At 72.7% G+C, this 13,914-nt stretch carries 17 protein-coding genes; 9 read left to right on the top strand and 8 right to left on the bottom strand.

What is annotated here, in order from left to right; genetic code table 11:
• Positions 1 to 27 precede the first annotated feature (27 nt).
• The gene (locus tag ACFFR3_RS48890; protein ID WP_345406802.1) at positions 28 to 462 is read left to right on the top strand and encodes a hypothetical protein; all 435 of its coding nucleotides are present in this window, start codon (positions 28 to 30) and stop codon (positions 460 to 462) included.
• Between the two features lie 60 nt (positions 463 to 522).
• Here the strand turns inward: ACFFR3_RS48890 and ACFFR3_RS48885 are convergent, their stop codons facing one another.
• The 4 genes from ACFFR3_RS48885 to ACFFR3_RS48870 form a co-directional block, all read right to left on the bottom strand.
• Positions 523 to 1,188 (bottom strand): response regulator, encoded by a 666-nt coding sequence (locus tag ACFFR3_RS48885; protein ID WP_345406800.1) that lies wholly within the window; start codon positions 1,186 to 1,188, stop codon positions 523 to 525.
• The gene (locus tag ACFFR3_RS48880; RefSeq protein ID WP_364372619.1) at positions 1,185 to 2,333 is read right to left on the bottom strand and encodes a sensor histidine kinase; all 1,149 of its coding nucleotides are present in this window, start codon (positions 2,331 to 2,333) and stop codon (positions 1,185 to 1,187) included. The genes ACFFR3_RS48885 and ACFFR3_RS48880 overlap by 4 nt, the downstream gene beginning before the upstream one ends.
• A 76-nt stretch (positions 2,334 to 2,409) precedes the next feature.
• Positions 2,410 to 2,811, bottom strand: a complete 402-nt coding sequence (locus tag ACFFR3_RS48875; protein WP_364372616.1) for a hypothetical protein — start codon at positions 2,809 to 2,811, stop codon at positions 2,410 to 2,412.
• Between the two features lie 84 nt (positions 2,812 to 2,895).
• Entirely contained in the window at positions 2,896 to 4,119 is a 1,224-nt protein-coding gene (locus ACFFR3_RS48870; protein ID WP_345406794.1) for an MFS transporter, read from the bottom strand.
• Between the two features lie 100 nt (positions 4,120 to 4,219).
• Between ACFFR3_RS48870 and ACFFR3_RS48865 the strand changes: the two genes are divergently transcribed.
• Positions 4,220 to 5,296: a DUF5937 family protein gene (locus tag ACFFR3_RS48865; RefSeq protein WP_364372613.1), complete on the top strand. Its 1,077-nt coding sequence runs from the start codon at positions 4,220 to 4,222 to the stop codon at positions 5,294 to 5,296.
• On the opposite strand, the gene ACFFR3_RS48860 is transcribed toward ACFFR3_RS48865, so the two are convergent.
• Positions 5,277 to 5,468 (bottom strand): hypothetical protein, encoded by a 192-nt coding sequence (locus ACFFR3_RS48860; protein ID WP_379485436.1) that lies wholly within the window; start codon positions 5,466 to 5,468, stop codon positions 5,277 to 5,279. The two genes, ACFFR3_RS48865 and ACFFR3_RS48860, sit on opposite strands and share 20 nt — an antisense overlap.
• 123 nt (positions 5,469 to 5,591) lie before the next feature.
• Between ACFFR3_RS48860 and ACFFR3_RS48855 the strand changes: the two genes are divergently transcribed.
• The 4 genes from ACFFR3_RS48855 to ACFFR3_RS48840 all read left to right on the top strand — a co-directional run bounded on the left by ACFFR3_RS48855 (position 5,592) and on the right by ACFFR3_RS48840 (position 8,265).
• Positions 5,592 to 5,747 carry a hypothetical protein gene (locus tag ACFFR3_RS48855; protein ID WP_345406791.1) on the top strand — a complete coding sequence of 52 codons (156 nt, stop codon included), beginning with the start codon at positions 5,592 to 5,594 and terminating at the stop codon, positions 5,745 to 5,747.
• A gap of 63 nt (positions 5,748 to 5,810) precedes the next feature.
• Complete coding sequence (locus ACFFR3_RS48850; protein ID WP_379485435.1) at positions 5,811 to 6,722, top strand: TolB-like translocation protein; 912 nt, start codon at positions 5,811 to 5,813, stop codon at positions 6,720 to 6,722.
• 71 nt (positions 6,723 to 6,793) lie between these two features.
• Complete coding sequence (locus tag ACFFR3_RS48845) at positions 6,794 to 7,489, top strand: hypothetical protein (protein ID WP_345406782.1); 696 nt, start codon at positions 6,794 to 6,796, stop codon at positions 7,487 to 7,489.
• A gap of 41 nt (positions 7,490 to 7,530) precedes the next feature.
• The gene (locus ACFFR3_RS48840) at positions 7,531 to 8,265 is read left to right on the top strand and encodes a dienelactone hydrolase family protein (RefSeq protein WP_345406779.1); all 735 of its coding nucleotides are present in this window, start codon (positions 7,531 to 7,533) and stop codon (positions 8,263 to 8,265) included.
• Here ACFFR3_RS48840 and ACFFR3_RS48835 read toward each other — a convergent pair.
• Entirely contained in the window at positions 8,262 to 8,675 is a 414-nt protein-coding gene (locus tag ACFFR3_RS48835; RefSeq protein WP_345406776.1) for a PPOX class F420-dependent oxidoreductase, read from the bottom strand. The genes ACFFR3_RS48840 and ACFFR3_RS48835 overlap by 4 nt on opposite strands.
• 36 nt (positions 8,676 to 8,711) lie before the next feature.
• Positions 8,712 to 9,677 carry a helix-turn-helix transcriptional regulator gene (locus ACFFR3_RS48830; RefSeq protein WP_345406773.1) on the bottom strand — a complete coding sequence of 322 codons (966 nt, stop codon included), beginning with the start codon at positions 9,675 to 9,677 and terminating at the stop codon, positions 8,712 to 8,714.
• Between the two features lie 66 nt (positions 9,678 to 9,743).
• Here ACFFR3_RS48830 and ACFFR3_RS48825 point away from each other — a divergent pair, with 66 nt between their 5' ends.
• Positions 9,744 to 11,132, top strand: coding sequence for an MFS transporter (locus tag ACFFR3_RS48825; protein WP_379485434.1), 1,389 nt, complete (start codon positions 9,744 to 9,746; stop codon positions 11,130 to 11,132).
• 170 nt (positions 11,133 to 11,302) lie between these two features.
• On the opposite strand, the gene ACFFR3_RS48820 is transcribed toward ACFFR3_RS48825, so the two are convergent.
• Complete coding sequence (locus tag ACFFR3_RS48820) at positions 11,303 to 11,785, bottom strand: RrF2 family transcriptional regulator (protein WP_345406767.1); 483 nt, start codon at positions 11,783 to 11,785, stop codon at positions 11,303 to 11,305.
• A 92-nt stretch (positions 11,786 to 11,877) separates the two neighbouring features.
• Between ACFFR3_RS48820 and ACFFR3_RS48815 the strand changes: the two genes are divergently transcribed.
• Both ACFFR3_RS48815 and ACFFR3_RS48810 read left to right on the top strand, forming a co-directional pair.
• Complete coding sequence (locus ACFFR3_RS48815) at positions 11,878 to 13,071, top strand: MFS transporter (protein ID WP_345406764.1); 1,194 nt, start codon at positions 11,878 to 11,880, stop codon at positions 13,069 to 13,071.
• A 1-nt stretch (position 13,072) separates the two neighbouring features.
• Entirely contained in the window at positions 13,073 to 13,603 is a 531-nt protein-coding gene (locus tag ACFFR3_RS48810) for a GNAT family N-acetyltransferase (RefSeq protein ID WP_345406761.1), read from the top strand.
• Positions 13,604 to 13,914: the final 311 nt, after the last annotated feature.

Raw genomic sequence — 13,914 nt, 5'->3', positions numbered from 1 at the left:
TTCACATCGACTGGCAAAGGATCACTCATGCCGAAGTTCTCCGCCCCGAAGGCGCTCGTCACGGTCATCGGGGTCGCCGCCGCCCTCAGCGTCATGGCGCCCGCGACGACCGCCTCAGCCGCCTCGGCCGGGTGCCGCATCGCGTCGGGCAAGATCAGCACCAAGGACGGCAACGTCAGCTACCGGCTGGAGCTCTGCACCAACGGCTTCGGCAAGGGAAGCGGCACCGTGCGGGACACCAAGAGCGACATCTGGACGTCCGTCGTCGAGGTCTCCTTCAAGAAGAAGAACGGCGACGAGATCGACGGCGGCTACAAGGAGGCCGGGCGGAAGAAGGGCACGAAGGACTTCAGCTTCTCCACCAGCCGCACCAACCTCGACCGCATCACCATCAGGGCCAAGCGCTGCATGCCGAGCACGATCGTCTGCAACAACACCAAGACCTTCACGCTCTACCCCTGACCTGAGCCCCCGGTCCCGTGGCTGCCGACGGGGCCGGGCCGCACGCTCTGACGCCGCCGGTCACGTGCCGGGACGCACCAGGCCGCTCTCGTAGGCGAGGATGACCAGCTGGACCCGGTCGCGGACGTTCAGCTTGGCGATGGCCCTGGTGATGTGGGTCTTGGCGGTGAGCGGGCTGATGACGAGGCGTTCGGCGATCTCGCCGTTGGACAGGCCGAGCGCCACGAGCCTGACCGCCTCCAGCTCCCGCGAGGTCAGAGCGGCCAGCCGCCGGTCCGCGCCGGGCGCCGCGACCTGCCGGTGGGCGAACTGCTCGATGACGCGCCGCGTCACGCCCGGCGACAGCAGCGCGTCTCCCCCGGCGACGGCGGCCACCGCGCGGCGCAGGTCGGCGGGCTCGACCTCTTTGGTGAGGAAGCCGCTGGCCCCGGCGCGCAGGGCGGCGAAGACGTGCTCGTCGGTGTCGAACGTGGTGAGGATGATGACCCGGCAGCCCGACGTGGCCGGGTCGGTGACGATGCGGCGGGTGGCCGTGATGCCGTCGGTGCCCGGCATGCGGATGTCCATGAGGATCACGTCGGGGCGGGTGCGCGCGGCCAGGCGTACGGTCTCCTCGCCGTCCTGGGCCTCGCCGACGACCGTGATGTCCCGCGAACGGGCCAGCAGGCTGCGGAAACCGGCCCGTACGAGGGCCTGGTCGTCGGCGAGCAGCACCGTGATCGTCATGCCGTCGAGCCTGCCACAGGAAGCTCGGCCCGTACGGCGAAGCCGCCCCCGGGGACGGGCCCGGCGGTGAGCGCGCCCCCGAGTGCGCTCACCCGCTCGCGCATGCCGGCCAGGCCGTGGCCTTCGGCGATCTCGGCGCCGTCCGGGACGCCGCGGCCGTCGTCGGCGACCTCGACGGTGATCGCGTGCGGCCGGTAGCCGATCGTCACCGTGGCCGAGCCCGCCTCCGCGTGCTTGAGGGTGTTGGCGAGCGACTCCTGCACGATGCGGTGCACGGCGATGGCGGTCACGGCGGGGACGTCCGTACGGTCACCGTCCTCGTCGAGACGCACGTCGAGCCCGCCCGCGCGGGCGTCGGCGATGAGCAGGTCCAGGGAGGCCAGGTCCGCCTGGGGCGCGGTGCCCTCCGGGCTGTCGCGCAGGATCGTGATGAGGGAGCGCAGGTCGGCCATCGCCCGGTTCCTGACGTCCTTGGCCACGCGCAGCGCGGCGGCGGCCTCCTCCGGGTCCTCCTCCAGGACGTCGGCGGCGACGTTGAGCTGCACGCCGACGACGGCCAGCGTGTGCGCGATGACGTCGTGGACCTCGTGCGAGACGCGCAGCCGTTCCTCGGCGGCGTGCGCGCGGCGGTCGGTCTCGCGCAGCCGCTCGCGCCAGCGCAGCGCGGCGGCGTAGGTGAGGCCCGCGGCGATGAGCAGCGCCAGCAGCACTCCTTCGCCCGCGACGTGGATGACGTAGCGGGCCAGGTTCCGGTCGATGATGACGCGCGCGTCGAACGCCGAGTACGCCAGCTGGGCCACGCCGACGGCGGCCACCCAGCGGACGCGGGGCGTGGTGGCGGCGGTGAAGTACGCGACCGCGGCCGGCCAGATCCACCCGGCGGGCGGCCAGTGCCCGGTGAGGTGATAGGCGAAGATACCGGCGACCGACAGCAGCAGCACGGTCATCGGCCATCGGCGCCTGACCAGGAGGAGCCCTCCGAGGAACAGGCCGAGCGGGATCGTGCCGTCCCAGGGGTCGCGTACCCCGGTGGCCAGGGCCACGGCGACGAAGAAGACCAGGGTGAGGACGGCGAGCGTGGTGTCGGTGATGCCGGCGAGGTGCCGGAGGGGCGCGGGTTCGCGGCGCGGGGGCGGCTCGGCCATGTGGGGGCTCATTCTCGAAGGTGACGGGTGAGCCGGCCGGCGACGACCGGCTCCGGACGTGTCTACCAGTCCCGGGTCAGACGTGGGTGACGAGCAGGGTCACGCCGGCCTCGCCGCCGCAGTCGACGAACACGGGACCGACCCCGTTGCCGATCTTGGAGTCGAGCTTCGCCTTGGCCACGAACCCCTTCGGGTCGTCCTTGACGATGCGGATGTTCCGCAGCACCGGGTTCTTCCTGTCGAGCCCGGCGAGCACGCCCTTGAGCCCCTTGCCGCCGCCGCAGTGGCCGGTGATCGTCACCTCCTGGCCGCGCTCGGTGGTGGGGTTGGGGCTGACCTGGACCACGGCCCGCGCGCCCTTCGGCGGCTTCGGCGCGGCGGCCACGCCCGCCTGGGCGCCGGCCGGTGCGCCGGCCACGGCCAGGAGACCCGCCGTCAGGCTCAGCCCGGCGATGGCGGTGGTCATTTTCCTGTTCATGCTGGTTCCTCCGGGTTCTCGGCCGATCAACTCGACGAGCAACGCTAGGCCGGGCGGCGGTGGGAGCACGTCATCCGTTGATCGTCACTTGGCCGTGCTCCGTTCGCCGTACGCGCTACTCCGATCGGAGTAGTTCGCGACGGCGGAGGCGGACACGAGCGTCGCGCCGGCGAGGCCGCCCCAGAGCGCGGCCGGGCCGTGGGCGGCGAGCGCGGTGATGACCGCCGGGGAGACGGCGAGGCCGAAGCCCGTGGAGAGCTGGAAGCGGGCCAGCGCGCGCCCCACGACCTGCGCGGGAGCGGTCGCGGCGACGAGCGCGGTGGCGCTGCCGGCGTACAGGATCTCGCCGATCGTGCAGACCACGGACACGAGGACGACGGCCGGCGCGCCCCAGCCGGATCCCAGCGAGGTCGCCGCGAGAAAGCCCAGGTAGGACGCGGCGAGCAGCACCCCGGACAGCGCCAGCACGGTACGCCGGGACAAGCGCGACATCAGGACCGTGACCGGCACCTGCAACGTGATCACCAGCACCGTGTTGGTCACGTAGATGACGGCAGGCCACACCGGCGAGGCGTGCACCTGGGTGACGAGGACCAGCGGGAGCGCGATCTCGGGGATGTTGAGGCAGAAGGCGTAGACCACGTTGGCGGCCAGCAGGGCGGCCATCCGGGGTGCGGGCTCGTCGTTCTCGTCCGTGGATTCGGCCGGCTCGGCGCGTACGTGCACCGACCACGCCAGCGCCGCCGCGGCGAGGTACGCGAGCCCCGTGACCACCGCCAGCACCTGCAACGCGGCGACGCCGCCCGCCAGGAACGCGGTCGCGATGAGCGCACCGGCGCCCAGACCGGCGTTGCGCAGGGAGCGGCCCGCCGCGAGGGCGGCGTCGCGGACCCGGCCGCGCGCGACGGTCGTGATGAGGGCCGCGTGGGCGGCCGGCCACGCCTGGTTGCCGATGCCGAGGAACAGCGCCGCCGCCCCGAACAGCCAGGCGTTCCCCGCAGGCGTGGCCGTCAGCAGCGCCACGCCCAGCACCCGTACCAGCATCGACGCCGCCACGACCGTGCTGCGCGCGCCCCGGTCCAGCCACCGGCCGACCCCGGGCATGCACACCAGGCCCATGACGGTGCCGGCCGTCATGGCGACGCCCGTCGCCGCCGCCGGCAGCTCCAGCACCAGCACCCCGTACAGCAGCAGGAAGGGCCGCAGCAGGCCGGTGCCGAGCGCGTCCACGGCAAGGGCGACGGCGTAGCGCGGGCCTCCCGAGGCGCGGATGAGGTCGCGCGGCTTGATCGTGGTGGTGGTCGCCATGGCGTCCACGGTGCGTCCCGCCGCCGGGCCGGCCCGCGACGATTGACGGAAACCGTCAACCGGTGCGGGCCGGCGCGGGGCGACCGGCGATGATGAGGGGATGACAGTGCGGATCGACATCAGCGGCCTGCCTGCGGAGCGGCTGCGGTTCGCGGCCTCCCCGCTGGCCGAGCTGACCGCGATGCTGCACGTGCTCGCCGAGCCCGGGCACCATCCGCAGCTCGCCGGCCGGGCCGCGGACGTCTGGGCCGGGCTGCGGCCCGAGCTGGCCGAGCGGTTGCGGGAGGCGGAGTTCCTGTGGCGGTCCTCGCGTGCCGACTTCCTCGTCCCCGCCCGGCCACGGCCGACGCTCGCCGAGGAGCTCGACGACGTGGACCTGATCGACGACGAGACGTACGTGACCGCGGCGCTCGTCACCACCTGCGGCAGCAACCGGGTGCATTTCGGCGCGCCGTCGCCGCTCACCGACGCCACCGCCCGCGAGCGGGCACTCGACCTGGCCCAAGCCCGCGGCGCGCTCCAGGAGGCCTTCGCGGAACGGCTGCTCGCGGACCCGGCCGCCGTCCGTGCCCGGGTGCGGCAGACCCTGGAGCAGTGCGCGGACGCCTTCTTCGACGCCGCCTGGGCGGACGTCGCCGTGCGACTCGCCACCGACCTGCGCCTGAAGAACGACCTGCTCAGGCGCCAGGGCATCGCGGCGGCGCTCGCCTCGGTCTCCGAAGCCCTCACCCTGGCGCCCGGCGGCGACCGCATCGAGGTGGACAAGCTGCAGGACAACGCGACCACCGCGCGCGGCGGGCTCACCTTCCTGCCCACCGTCTTCGGCCACCCGCACCTCGTGGTGATCCACGCCCCGGGGTGGCAGCCGGTGGTCCAATACCCCGTGGCGCGCACGACGCAGCCGGTCCCGCTGGACACGGTCACCCAGCGGCTGGAGGCGCTCGCTCATCCCGTACGCCTGCGGCTGCTGCGCACCCTGGCCCGCGGCCCCCATACGACCGGCGAGCTGGCCGACGCCTGGGCGCTCACGCCTCCCGAGGTCTCCCGTCACCTTGCCGTGCTGCGCCGCGCCGGCCTGCTGACGTCCCGGCGCGACGGCCGTTACGTCCGCTACACCGTGAACGTCCCCGACCTCACGGCCCTCGGCAGCGACCTGCTCACGGCCGTACTGCGCTGAGCGGCCTGCGGCGGGCGAGCAGCGCCAGCAGGATCAGCACGAGCAGGCCCAGTGCCGACAGCTCCAGCTTGTCGGCGAGGGTGGCGGCGTTGGCGACCACGCCGAAGGCGGTGTGGCCGGTCAACGCCCCGCCGAAGGGGAACAGCAGCGCCAGGTAGCCGAACCCGGCCACCGCCCGAGCGCTCCGGCCGCCCAGGGCACGGGGACGGGCGTTTGCGTTCGTACGCCGGCCGGCACCCGCAGCGCCACCACCGCCAGCAGCAACGCGGCACGCCGGCCGCCCTTCGGTTCGTCCATGAGGCCGGCGTGGCGGGCGGCCGGGCGGCTGAGCGAGCGGGAGCGCGAGGTGGCATTGGCGGTCGGCCAGGGGAAGCCGAACGCGGTGATCGCCGGTGAGCTGCATCCGCGCGGGGACGTTCAGGATCGGACCTGGTCGGCGGCCGCGTCGTAGCTGAAGAGTGGCGGAGGTGGTCAGGGGCGCAACTTTCTGCGTACCGACAGCATCCGATAGATCATGAAATATCGGACGTCACTCGCAGCGCTCACCGTCACCGCACTCGCGGCAACCGCCCAGCCCGCACTCGCCGAGGCGCCGGCCACCATCGCCTACGCGCAGCGCGCGAAGGGCTGGGAAGTGGTGCTGACCAGCGGCAAGGTGGTGAAGGTGCCGCAGGCGCTGACCGAGGCGCCCAAGGACGCGGTCCACGAGGGGGCGCGGGCGCCGTTCCTCGTCAGCGGCGACGGCCGGCACCTGTTCTACTACCGCAAGAAGGACGGCCTGTTCGTGCAGCGGACCGTCCACGGCAAGGAGCGGGTGGTCGCCAAGAGCATCAAGGCGTACGCGATCGGCGAGGAATGGCCGGTCGTGGCCCCTGACGGGAGCTATGTGATCATGCAGACCTCGGGGCCCGGCCTGAGCGACTTCACGGACCTGCGCACGCGCAAGACCATGGGGCCGCCGGAGAAGACGGACGCGTGGGCCCTGCTCGGGTTCAGCCCGGACGGCAAGCGGCTGCTGCTGAGCGCCGAGCGGGTGGTCGTGTTCGACCGGGAGCTGCGCTCCCGCCTGCGGCTCAAGACGCGGCTGTCGCCGAGCGCGCTCGCGGGCGACCACACCACCGCGGCCGTCCTGGTCGGCAAGCCCGAGAAGTACCGGCAGCTGCGCCTGCTGAACCTGCGCACCGGTCGCGCCGGCGCGGTGGTGAACGTGAAGCTGCCGCGCGGCCAGTACATCGACGACGTCGACTTCGACCGCTCCGACCGGCTGGTCGTGCGGTCGAAGACCGCGACGGGCGTGGCGGTCTACCAGGTCTCGCGCAAGACGGGCGCGGTGCAGCCGCTGAAGAAGATCAAGCGGCCGAACGTGGCGACGTGGGTGCTCCCCGGCGACGAGACCTACGAACGGTGGACGGAGAAGCGCTCTTAGTGCCAGGACCACCCTCGATCCTCGCCCGTCCGCCCGTGCGCACGCCGGCCCGCGCCGGTTGGATCTTCAGCATGACGAACGAGGGTTTTCCCGGCAGGTGGATCGAAGGCGTCGGCTTGGTCGCGGGGCCTGCGCTGGTGATGGGCGGGGTGCTGCTGAAACTCGGGTACGACGCGTTCTTCCCCGAGCAGCTCGCCGCCTTCGCCGGCAGCCCCGGCCGGCTGACGGCCGCCTACAGCTGCTTCGCCGCCGGAGTCGTGCTGCTGGCGGCCGCCGTCCTGGGCCTGGCAAGGCGGATCGCCGCCACCCACCCGCTGCTCGCCCAGTGGGGTATGGCCCTCACCCTGGCGGGGCTGTTCGCCCGCGCCTTCCACGCCGGCGTCTCCCATCTGGCCTTCCAGCTGGTGGACGTCCAAGGTCTGCGGACGGCCCAGCAGGCGATCAGCGAGCAGTACGGCTCCTTCCACGTCTTCCAGACGATCAACCTGGCCACGATGGCAGGCTGGGTCGTCCTCGCCGCCGGCACGTGGCGCTCGGGCGCGCTCGGACGGGTGCAGTCGGTGGCCTTGGCGCTGATGGCGGCCATGCCGGTCGGGGTGCTCAAGGGCACCGGCGTGACGTCGATCATCGCCGCGGCCGGACTGTGCGTCGCGCTCGTCCCTCTCGGCGTCAAGGTGCTCGCGCGGGGACCGGCGCCCAAGTGGTGGACGTACCCCCTGGCCGCCGTCATCGTCGCCGGCGCCACCCTGATCAGCCTCGCGGGATAAATGACTCGCCGCCCGGGCGCAATGCCGATGTAATCCTTGCCATGCGCATCACCTCGGACACCGTGACCGACGGCATCCGCGAGCAGTCGTTCACCATCGGCGAGATCCCCGGGGTGCTGTGGACGCCCGCCGGCGCCTCAGGGCCCCGTCCGCTGGTCCTGATCGGGCACGGCGGCGGGCAGCACAAGAAGGGGTGGGAGGTCGTCTCCCGCGCCTTCCCCTACGTCACCACCTGCGGCTTCGCGGTCGCCGCGATCGACGCCCCTGGCACCGGCGACCGGCCCGAGCATCCGGAGATCCGGCGGCTCGTCGCGGAGATCCAGGAACGCGAGGCCGCCGGTCTGCCCTTCGGCCCGGCTTGGCCCGCACTGAACGAGACCGTGGCGGCGCAGCTCATCCCCGACTGGCGGACCACCCTGGACGCGCTGCGGAAGCTGGACCACGTCGGCGACCGCCGTCCGGTCGGCTATTACGGCCTGTCAGCGGCCGGCGAGATGGGCATCCGCCTCGTCGCCGCCGAGCCCCGCATCACCGCCGCCGTCCTCGGCCTCGTCGGCAGCGACTGGCTCATCGACACCGCGGCACGGATCAGGATCCCGGTCGAGTTCCTGCTCCAGTGGGACGACGACGGCAATCCGCGCGCGTCGGTCATGAGGCTGTTCGAGGCGCTCGGCTCCGCCGAGAAGACCCTGCACGCCAACCCGGGCGGTCACTTCCGGGTGCCGGCCTTCGAGATCGACAGCTCGATCCGGTTCTTCACCCGGCACCTGACCTAGCGATGGACGGCCCGGCGGGCCTCGTACCAGGTCTCGCCGACCGGTTCGCCCGCCATGTTCCAGCTCCACGAGATCGTGGGCGTGATGCGCAGGTAGTGGCCGGGCCCGACCATGCCCACCCGCTCCACCGGCCCGTCCGCCTCCCCATAGACGCGCACGCCCCGCGCCACGAACGGGTCGAAGGACACCATGTCGTCCACGACGAGGGAGACCTTCGTACGGCCCTGGCCGACGTTGCGGAACTTGCGGGTGTGCAGGACGGACTCCCCCGAACCTCCCACCCAGAACAGGCTCCCGTCGAACTCGAAGGCCACCGGAACCACGTCCGGCTGATCATCGGCTGAGACGGTGGCGAGCCTGGCGAGCGGCTGCGACCGCAGGAAAGCGATCTCTTCCTCGGTGAACGACACGACCTATCCCCTCGGACTGCGCAGGATCACGCCAGGTTAGCCGAGCCCTCTGACGATCCTGGCGCGCAAGGAGTGCAGGGCCTGGCGGAGTTCGGCCGGCTCGATGTCGGTGAGGTCGGCGTCGAAGGTGAGCAGCAGGCCGGCGATGCCCGGCCAGGACCAGGCGCCCAGGGCGAGGCGGCAGGTGGTCTCCGTGACGGAGGTGACGATCGACCCGCCGGGAGCGTAGCGGGCGACGGTGGCGGCGGGCAGCGCGAGGGTGGCCGAGCCCCGGCACGGCCAGTCGGCGAGGGCGTCGCCCCGGTCGGGCGCGGTCATGACGAAGGCGACCGGATCGCCGTGCGGGATGTCGCGCCGGTCGAAGGGGGTGTGCGTGGGAGCGTGCGCCTGGATGCGGTCCATGCGCATGGCCCGCCAGCGGCTGCCTTTCAGGTCGAAGGCGACCAGGTACCAGCGTGCCGCCCACACCACGAGGTCGTGGGGTTCGAGCGTGAGCGCGACGGGCCGCTCGCCGTCGCCGGTGTAGTCGACGCGTACGAGGTGCCGCCGGTTGATCGCGCTGCCCACCGCGCGAACGGTCTCGGCGTCGATCGGCGGAGCGGGGAACTCCCAGTAATTACGGGCCGATGAGACGGTGAACGCCTCGGCGTGCAGGCGGCTGCGCGCCGGCATCGCCTGGTGCAGCGTGGCGAGCGCGCGGGCCGCGTTCTCCCTGATGCCGGACAGCACCGCGGGGACGGTCTGCAAAGCGACCGCCGTCGCGACGGCCTGCTCCTCGTCGAACACGACCGGCGGCAGCCGCGCGTCGGGGCCGAGCCGGTAACCGCCGCCCGTGCCGCGCACGGCCTCGATCTCGTACCCGAGCTCCCTGAGCGTGTCGATGTCGCGGCGCACGGTCCGCACCGACGTGCCGAGCCGGGTGGCGAGCTGCTCGGCGGTCAGGGTCGCGCCGATCCCGAAGATGGACAGCAGTTTGAGCGTACGCGCGGAGGTGGCAGCCATGGTTCTCCGATTCTCTCCCCAGTAGTTGCCACTCGGCGGCAACTAGGTCCGCCATGGTTCCGGGTCATGACTGCTCATCGGACTTCGTCCGTACCCATGGCGGCGCTGCTCGTGGTGCTGTTCGGGTCCTTCATGGACCTGCTCGACGCGACGATCGTCACCGTCGCCGCCCCGGCGATCTCGCGGGACCTCGGCGCCGACGACGCCCAGATCCAGTGGACGATCGCCGCCTACACCCTCGCCCTGGGCGCGGGCCTGATCACCGGCGGCCGGCTCGGCGACCAGTACGGCCGCAAACGGCTGTTCCTCATCGGCCTGGCCGGGTTCATGGTGACCTCGGCGCTGTGCGCGCTGGCCGCCGACCCGGCGATGCTCATCGGCATGCGGGCCGCGCAAGGACTCACCGGCGGCATCATGATGCCGCAGGTGTTCGGGATCATCCGGGCCTCGTTCCCTCCGGAGCAGCGGGCCAAGGCGTTCGGCGCGTACGGGGCCGTCCAGGGTCTCGCCTCGGTCGCGGGGCCGCTGCTCGGCGGGCTGCTCGTCGAGGCCGACCTGTTCGGGCTGGGCTGGCGGACGATCTTCTGGATCAACGTGCCCGTCTCCGTCGTGGCCCTCGTCGCCGGCGCGAAGGTGCTGCCCGAGTCCCGCTCCGCCTCGACCGCGCGCCTTGACCTGGCGGGCGCGCTCCTGGCCGCCGCGGGCATCCTGCTCCTGCTGCTGCCGATCATCCAGTCCGAGACGTGGAGCTGGGGCTCCTACGCGCTCCTGGCGGCCGGGGTCGTCGTGCTGGCGATCTTCCTCGCGTACGAGCGCCGCCTCACCGCCCGCGGCGCCGAGCCCGTCCTCGACCCCGCCCTGCTGCGCATCCGCGCCTTCACCGTCGGCCTGGCCGCTTCCGTGCTGTTCTTCGGCGGCATCGGGCCGTACTTCCTGACCCTCTCGGTCTACCTGCAGAACGGCACCGGCCGCACCGCCCTGGAGGCCGGCCTGGTGATCCTGCCGTACGCGCTCGGCTCGATGGTCACCTCCGGCCTCGGCGTCGCGCTGGCCGCCAGGGCCGGCAGAACGCTGCTGGTCGCCGGCTCGCTCACGATCGCGGCCTCGCACCTCGTCCTGTGGTACGTCGTCAAGGACGGCGACGACCCCGGCTACTGGCTGCTCGCCCTGGCCCTGTTCATCGGCGGTCTCGGTCTCGGGCTGGCCGCACCGATCCTCGTCAACGTCGTCCTGGCCGGCGTCCCAGGCCGCAACGCGGGCGCGGCGGGCGGCGTCCTGTCCACCGTCACCCAGCTCGGCGGCGCCGCCGGCATCGCCGTCCTCGGCACGGTCTTCTTCACCGCGGCCGCCGGCCCGGCCGGCTTCAGCCACGCCCTCGCCGTCGTCCTGCTCGCCTCAGCCGCGCTCTACCTGCTCACGGCCGTGGTGATGCTGGCACTCCCGAAGACCGCTTAGAGGCCGCCGCCCCCGGCTGGTCGGTCGCCCGCATGGCTCGATCAAGGCGTGCGGCCGTTGGGCGGCGCGGAAGCTCGGGGTCGCAACCTCGCCGCCGCCCTCGACGGCCGGCGCCCGTCATCGTCCAGCACCGCATGACGCGTCGTCGAAAGCCGGCACGCCTGAGCGCTTCAGCTCCTGGTGGCCGTCAGCCAGCGGCGTACGTCGGACATGGCGGTGCCGTCGCTGTCGGCGTCGATGTCGGCGGCCAGGTCGGCGATGGAGATCTCGGCGAGTGCGCGTGACCAGGCGTCCTGGGCGGCGGCCATGGCGCGGGCGATCGCACACGGTCGTGAGCACTGTTCGGCGGGGATGCCGAGCGGGCCGCGCTGCCTGATCTCGGCGCATCGGTACGCGGGCTCGTCCCCGTCGATGGCCCGCACCACCTCCAAGGCGCTGATCTCCGCGGCGGGCCTGGTGAGGGTGTAGCCGCCGACCTGCCCCATGGTGGAGCGGACGATCCCGGCCCGCGACAGCGCCTGCAGGTGCTTGGCCGTGTACGCCGGCGGCGTGCCGTGGAGCTCGGCCAGTCGTGCCGCCGGCACCGGTTCGTGGCTTTGGCTGAGCGTGACGCAGCTGTGCAACGCCCACTCCACCCCGCTCGACATCTTCATGTCCCCCACCCTACCCATCCCGGACAACAGATATCCGAGTTGTGATATGAACTCGGATAGCAAATATCCGAGAAGAAGGGGCGGAGTAGCCCATGACGCAGACAGCACGGCAATCCAGCCGCACCTCGCTGGGAGTGGCGGCCTTGGCGTTGTTCGTCGCGGCGGCGAACCTGCGACCGGCCATCGCGGCCGTCTCGCCGCTCGTCGACCAGATCCGCGCCGACCTGGATCTGTCGGCGACCGGGGTGTCGCTGCTGACCACCGTCCCGACGCTGGCCATGGGCGTGTGCGCGCCGCTGGCCGCATACGCGGGCCGCCGGTACGGCCTGCAGTCCGGCGTGCTCGCCGGGCTCGTGATCATCGCCCTCGCCACGGCGGCGCGCCTGCTCGGCGAGTCCACCTGGCTCCAGCTGAGCAGCGCGGCCATCGTCGGAGCGGGGATCGCCATCGCCCAGACCCTGCTGCCCGCCGTGGTCAAGACACGCTTCGCCGCCCGCGCAGGGCTGGTCACCGGCCTCTACACCGCCGGGCTCGGCCTGGGCGGCGCGGTGGCGGCCGGAGTGAGCGCGCCGCTGGCCGGCGCCCTCGGCTCCTGGCCGGGAGCGCTCGCGTCGTGGGCGGTGCTCGCGCTGGCGGGCATCGCGCTGTGGTCGGCCGCCAAGGGGCCCCTGGGCCTGGACGACGTCCCCGCCCCCGCCGGGCCCGTGACCCGGCAGATGCCCTGGCGCAGCGGCGTGGCCTGGCACATCACCATGTTGTCGGCCGTCAACTCCGCACTGTACTACTGCGAGCTGGCCTGGGTGACGCCGCTGCTGCACGACGACGCCGGTCGCGACGCGGCATCCGCCGGAGGCATGCTGACCGTGATGATCTCCATTCAGGTCGTGGCGATGCTGGCCGTACCGGCGCTGCTGGGAGAACGCCAGGGCCCATGGGCGGGCCTGGCGCTCACGATGACGCTGACCGCCGCCGGCTTCCTGGGGCTGGCGTACGCGCCGGACACCGCGACGTGGGTGTGGATCGCGGCGCTCGGCGTAGGACACGGCGGGCTGTTCACGCTGGTGCTGACCCTGCCCGTGCTGGCCGGCCGCGACCCCGGCGAGGCCGGACGGATCAGCGCGATGGCGTTCTTCGTCGGCTACGGCTGCGCCGCGCTGGCCCCCCTTCTGGTGGGCGCGCTGCGCGACGCCACAGGCGACTTCACCCTCGCCTTCAGCGCGCTGGGCGTGCTCGGCCTGCTCATGCTCGTCCCCATAGCCCGCCTGCGCAGCACCGTGGGACGCTGACATGCAGGCCGACCGCGTGACCCTCGAACGTCTCACCGGCCAGGAGACCCTGGCCCGCACCTCCCACCTGGCGAACATCTACCGGGCCGCGTTCAGCGGCCCGCCCTGGCACGAGGACGAGCGCGCCGCCGCCGCCTTCACCGCACGCCTGACCGCCGATGCGCGCCGCCCCGGATTCGCGGCGGTGCTGGCCAGAAATGACGGCGAACCCGTTGGTTTCGGTACGGCATGGCGCACCCCCAGGCCCTTCCCCACGGGCCGCGCCTACGACCTCGTCCGTGCCGAACTCGGTGACGCCGTGGAAACGCTGCTGGTCGGCGCGGTGGAGGTGGACGAACTGGCGGTGAGCCCGCACGCGCGCGGACAGGGCCTCGCGGGAGGAATCCTCGACCTCCTGTGCGGCCGTACCGACCCTTGCTGGCTGCTGACCGCCCCGCACGCGACCGACGCGATCAGGCTCTACGAACGGCTCGGCTGGCGGCGCCTGACCGGGCCGAGGGCCGACATCGTGGTGTTCCTGCGTTCGCCGTGAACGCGCTCACGCTGGGCCTTACGCCGGAGCCTCGGCTCAGGCTGCCGGCCGGAGCCCGGCGAGACGACGCCGCAGGGCAGGGTCGAGCAACGCCGGGGGCTTGAACGTGCTCCTTGGGGCCCGGCGGCGAGTGGTCCCCGCCGGGCGGCACGTCCGCCCTCCGCGGACCCGCGCGCGCCTCCTGGAGGTCGTCGGAGTCCAGCTCTGACGGCCGTCGCCGCGTCCGGGTGGGCCAATCGGCTGATACGGCACTAGGTCGTGTTTCAGAAGTGACCTGAGTGGCGATCGCTCGGTGTGTCGTAGATCGACAA

The organism is Nonomuraea salmonea (assembly GCF_042428605.1).
GTDB lineage: Bacteria > Actinomycetota > Actinomycetes > Streptosporangiales > Streptosporangiaceae > Nonomuraea > Nonomuraea salmonea.
This window is presented reverse-complemented; position numbering and strand designations above follow the sequence as displayed.

Coding starts and splice junctions, on each gene's coding strand:
- ACFFR3_RS48890 (WP_345406802.1), top strand. CDS start 28: ATGCCGAAGTTCTCCGCCCCGAAGGCGCTCGTCACGGTCATCGGGGTC.
- ACFFR3_RS48885 (WP_345406800.1), bottom strand. CDS start 1,188: ATGACGATCACGGTGCTGCTCGCCGACGACCAGGCCCTCGTACGGGCC.
- ACFFR3_RS48880 (WP_364372619.1), bottom strand. CDS start 2,333: ATGGCCGAGCCGCCCCCGCGCCGCGAACCCGCGCCCCTCCGGCACCTC.
- ACFFR3_RS48875 (WP_364372616.1), bottom strand. CDS start 2,811: ATGAACAGGAAAATGACCACCGCCATCGCCGGGCTGAGCCTGACGGCG.
- ACFFR3_RS48870 (WP_345406794.1), bottom strand. CDS start 4,119: ATGGCGACCACCACCACGATCAAGCCGCGCGACCTCATCCGCGCCTCG.
- ACFFR3_RS48865 (WP_364372613.1), top strand. CDS start 4,220: ATGACAGTGCGGATCGACATCAGCGGCCTGCCTGCGGAGCGGCTGCGG.
- ACFFR3_RS48855 (WP_345406791.1), top strand. CDS start 5,592: ATGAGGCCGGCGTGGCGGGCGGCCGGGCGGCTGAGCGAGCGGGAGCGC.
- ACFFR3_RS48850 (WP_379485435.1), top strand. CDS start 5,811: ATGAAATATCGGACGTCACTCGCAGCGCTCACCGTCACCGCACTCGCG.
- ACFFR3_RS48845 (WP_345406782.1), top strand. CDS start 6,794: ATGACGAACGAGGGTTTTCCCGGCAGGTGGATCGAAGGCGTCGGCTTG.
- ACFFR3_RS48840 (WP_345406779.1), top strand. CDS start 7,531: ATGCGCATCACCTCGGACACCGTGACCGACGGCATCCGCGAGCAGTCG.
- ACFFR3_RS48830 (WP_345406773.1), bottom strand. CDS start 9,677: ATGGCTGCCACCTCCGCGCGTACGCTCAAACTGCTGTCCATCTTCGGG.
- ACFFR3_RS48825 (WP_379485434.1), top strand. CDS start 9,744: ATGACTGCTCATCGGACTTCGTCCGTACCCATGGCGGCGCTGCTCGTG.
- ACFFR3_RS48820 (WP_345406767.1), bottom strand. CDS start 11,785: ATGAAGATGTCGAGCGGGGTGGAGTGGGCGTTGCACAGCTGCGTCACG.
- ACFFR3_RS48815 (WP_345406764.1), top strand. CDS start 11,878: ATGACGCAGACAGCACGGCAATCCAGCCGCACCTCGCTGGGAGTGGCG.
- ACFFR3_RS48810 (WP_345406761.1), top strand. CDS start 13,073: ATGCAGGCCGACCGCGTGACCCTCGAACGTCTCACCGGCCAGGAGACC.